Consider the following 3,057-nt stretch of genomic DNA (forward strand, 5'->3'; position numbering starts at 1 on the left):
GCCGACGCGCAGCTGATCGTGTCACGGAGCTAGCCAACGCTGGCGAACGCGCCGCATGGCCTGCCACAGCTCGCGCTTGCGCGTTGGTTCTTCCATCAGCAGCTCCAGGCCCGGCAACGCCCAGCAGGCGCCAAGGCCCTCGATCTGCAGCTCACGGTTGTAGCTGTGCTCGTCACCCTCGCCGGCGAAGCGAATGGCCGGCAGGCCGACCAGCCACAGACAGGCGCTGGGCTGCTCTTCAAGGCGTGCAGCCACGAAGCTCTGCACGAACTCCAGCGCCGCCTCCGGGCCCTGATCCAGGTTGCCGCGCACCAGCAGCGGCCAGCGCACCGGCTCGCCGAGCAGCTGCGGGCTGTCCGGCAGACCGGCGGCGCGCAACAGATCCTTGAGCAGGATGTAGGCCGGGTCGCGGCTCTGGAACGGCTGACCGGTGGGCAGCTCCACCAGCAGGGCGCAATCGCCGGCACGCAGCAGCTGCAGGGTGAAACGTGGCGGCGGCGCAATGACCCGAGCCGTTTTTTCCTCGACAGGTTCCGGCTCCGCCACCGGCTCGACAGCCGTCTGGCGCGGCTGGGCGCCCGGGCGCGGAATTTCGATCTTCGGCCGTTCGACCGGCGTCTCGCGTACCGGCTCGGCCACCGCTGCCACCGATTCACTGACGACATTCAGCGGCGCTTCGGCAGGCGGCGGCGCCAGCAATTCGGCACGCGACGGCGCGGCAAAGGGCAGCTCGGTACGCGGCAGCCAAGTGGCTACCTGCATGGCATCGAGGTAGGCGCGACGGCGCAGCTCGGCGTTCAAAGCAGAAGTATCCAGTGCAGTCATTTGATAGGGGGGCGATTGTCGCGTGAATCGAGGGGCGCGGATAGTCCCTGAGCCTTCTGCTCGTTGAAGTGACGGCGCCATGAAAAACTGCGCCGGAGTCAGCCGTGCAGGCACATTCGCCACGCCGTGCTGCCAGGGCATCAGCCTGGTGACGATCTGAGCCCATTCTGAAACGAAAAAGGATCGCCGTGGCGATCCTTTTTCGTCATGCACAAGAGCGCTCAGGGTTTGGCTTGCAGGATCTCGATCCACAGCGCGCCATCGCCCGACCTGGCTTCGCCAACGCGCTTGAGCTGGCCCTGGTCGCCAATCGCGTAACTGCCGACCGTCTGGCTTTTTTCACCCGTCACCAGCAGCCATTTGCCATTGGGGAAGAAGGCGATGTTGCGCGGCTGCTTTTCCTCGACCGGGTAGTTGCCAAGGAAGCTCAGGCTGCCGCTGTCAGGATCGACCCTGAAGGCCGACACCGAACTGGTGGTGCGTTCGGTGATGTAGAGCAAGGTGCCGTCCGGCGACAGGCGAATGTCGGCCGCCCAGATACGCGGGGTCGGGTCATCCTTGAGATCGTTGTTGGCAGCACTGCGCGCTTCACCATGGGCCAGACCCAGGGACGCAGGGATGCCATTGGCTTCGCTCACCTGCTTCAATTCACCGCTACTCTCGTCGATGGCATAACCGCTGACCGTGCCGCTCAGCTCGCCCACCACATAAAGGAATTTGCCGTTGGGCGAGAACAGGATATGGCGCGGTCCGGTCTTGGCTGCCGTGCTGGCGTAGCCTTCGCCGATCGGCGTCAGTGCGCCGGTGGTCTTGTCCTGGCTGAACTGCAGCACCTTGTCGGCCCCAAGATTGCCGGCGTAGACGAAACGATCACTCAGATCCGAGCGGATCGAGTGGGCGAAGGGGCCGGTCTTGTAGATGGCGATCTTGTCCGCTACCTGGCCGTCCGCGCCGATGGCCTGCACGCTGAGCAAGGCACCGCCATAGGAGGCCGCCATCAGGAAACGTCCGCTGCGGTCCGTGGACAGGTAGGCCATGCTGTCGGCCAGCGGCGCCTGGCCGATTTTCTCCAGATGCCCGGTCTTGGCGTCTATGCGGTAACTGAGCACGGTGAAGGGCGCGACGCGCTGCGCAGCAAACAACAGGGTGCCGTCAGGAGACAGGGCCATGGGGTTCACCTTGTCGCCAGCCTGGATCTGTTCGACCAGTTCGATGGCACCGGTGGCGTCATTCAGGCGGTACTGCGAGATCAGCCCGTCGTTAGGGCTCGAGATGTAGGCGAAGGTGGCAGCGTGTGCGGACATCACCAGGGTCGAAGCGAGGGTGGCGGCGAATACGAGGGGTCTGATCATGATGGCGGCCTTGCTATTGTGATTATTGTGGTCAGTCATCGTACGACTATGTAACTATTCATTGCAATGACTCATTAACCGCCGAAAACTCCGCATCCAGCGGTTCAAGCCGGCACCTCGCCAGCCGATATCCCATAACGAAAACAATTCTGACTGCCCGCCCCCAGTGAGGCTTACATGCTGCTACGCAACTGGAACATCGCTCCTCGCGCTGCCTTTGGTTTTGCCCTGATCGCTCTGATGGTGGCCTTTCTCGGCGTGTTCTCGCTCGCCACCATGTCGAATATCCGCGAGCGGGCCACCAACATCGAAACCGACTGGGTGCCGAGCATCCGCGCCGTCGACTCCATTCGCGAGAACATGCTGCGCATCCGCACCATTTCCCTGCGCGTGGCGCTGGACCCCGACCCGAACAACGTCGACACCTACCTGAGCCAATACGAGGCGCGCAACAAGGTGCTCGAACAGAACATCCGCGACTTCGAGCCCTTCATCGATACGCCGGAAGAGCAGCGCATCTACGACCAGTTCCGCCGCGACTTCGCCGCCTACCAGCGCGGTATGGCCGACTCCTTCGTGCTGGCCCGCAGCAGTAACAGCGAAGCACTCAACAAGCTGCTGCTGGTGGACATGAAGCCGGTAGTCGACGGCACCGGCGCTCAGCTCGCCGAACTCGGCGAGATCTACAGCAAGGGCATTGCCCTGGAAGGCCAGGTGTCGGCGGACGAGTACGCCCGCTCACAGTTGATCGTCATTGCCGTGATCGCCCTCGCCGCGCTGGTCACCGTACTGCTGGCCTGGCTGCTAACCCGTAGCATCGTCGGCCCGCTCAAAGGTGCCGTGGAAGCGGCCCAGCATGTCGCCGCCGGCGACCTGACCC

General features: G+C 63.8%; 3 protein-coding genes. 1 reads left to right on the forward strand and 2 read right to left on the reverse strand.

The features are described from left to right. Positions 1-21: 21 nt before the first annotated feature. Together B3P22_RS19795 and B3P22_RS19800 are read right to left on the reverse strand one after the other, a co-directional pair. A complete protein-coding gene (locus B3P22_RS19795; RefSeq protein WP_419096447.1) occupies positions 22-825 on the reverse strand; it encodes an energy transducer TonB in 804 nt (267 codons plus the stop codon). 221 nt (positions 826-1,046) lie between these two features. Next, on the reverse strand, positions 1,047-2,177 hold the full coding sequence (locus B3P22_RS19800) for a lactonase family protein (protein WP_296272270.1): 1,131 nt from the start codon (positions 2,175-2,177) through the stop codon (positions 1,047-1,049). 177 nt (positions 2,178-2,354) lie between these two features. On the opposite strand from B3P22_RS19800, the gene B3P22_RS19805 reads away from it, so the two are divergent. Next, positions 2,355-3,057: MCP four helix bundle domain-containing protein (locus B3P22_RS19805; protein ID WP_296272271.1), on the forward strand; the 703-nt coding region annotated here is incomplete at its 3' end.

Origin of the sequence: Pseudomonas sp. UBA6323, from assembly GCF_002439135.1 — a bacterium.
Lineage (GTDB): Bacteria > Pseudomonadota > Gammaproteobacteria > Pseudomonadales > Pseudomonadaceae > Aquipseudomonas.

Coding starts and splice junctions, on each gene's coding strand:
- B3P22_RS19800 (WP_296272270.1), bottom strand. CDS start 2,177: ATGATCAGACCCCTCGTATTCGCCGCCACCCTCGCTTCGACCCTGGTG.
- B3P22_RS19795 (WP_419096447.1), bottom strand. CDS start 825: ATGACTGCACTGGATACTTCTGCTTTGAACGCCGAGCTGCGCCGTCGC.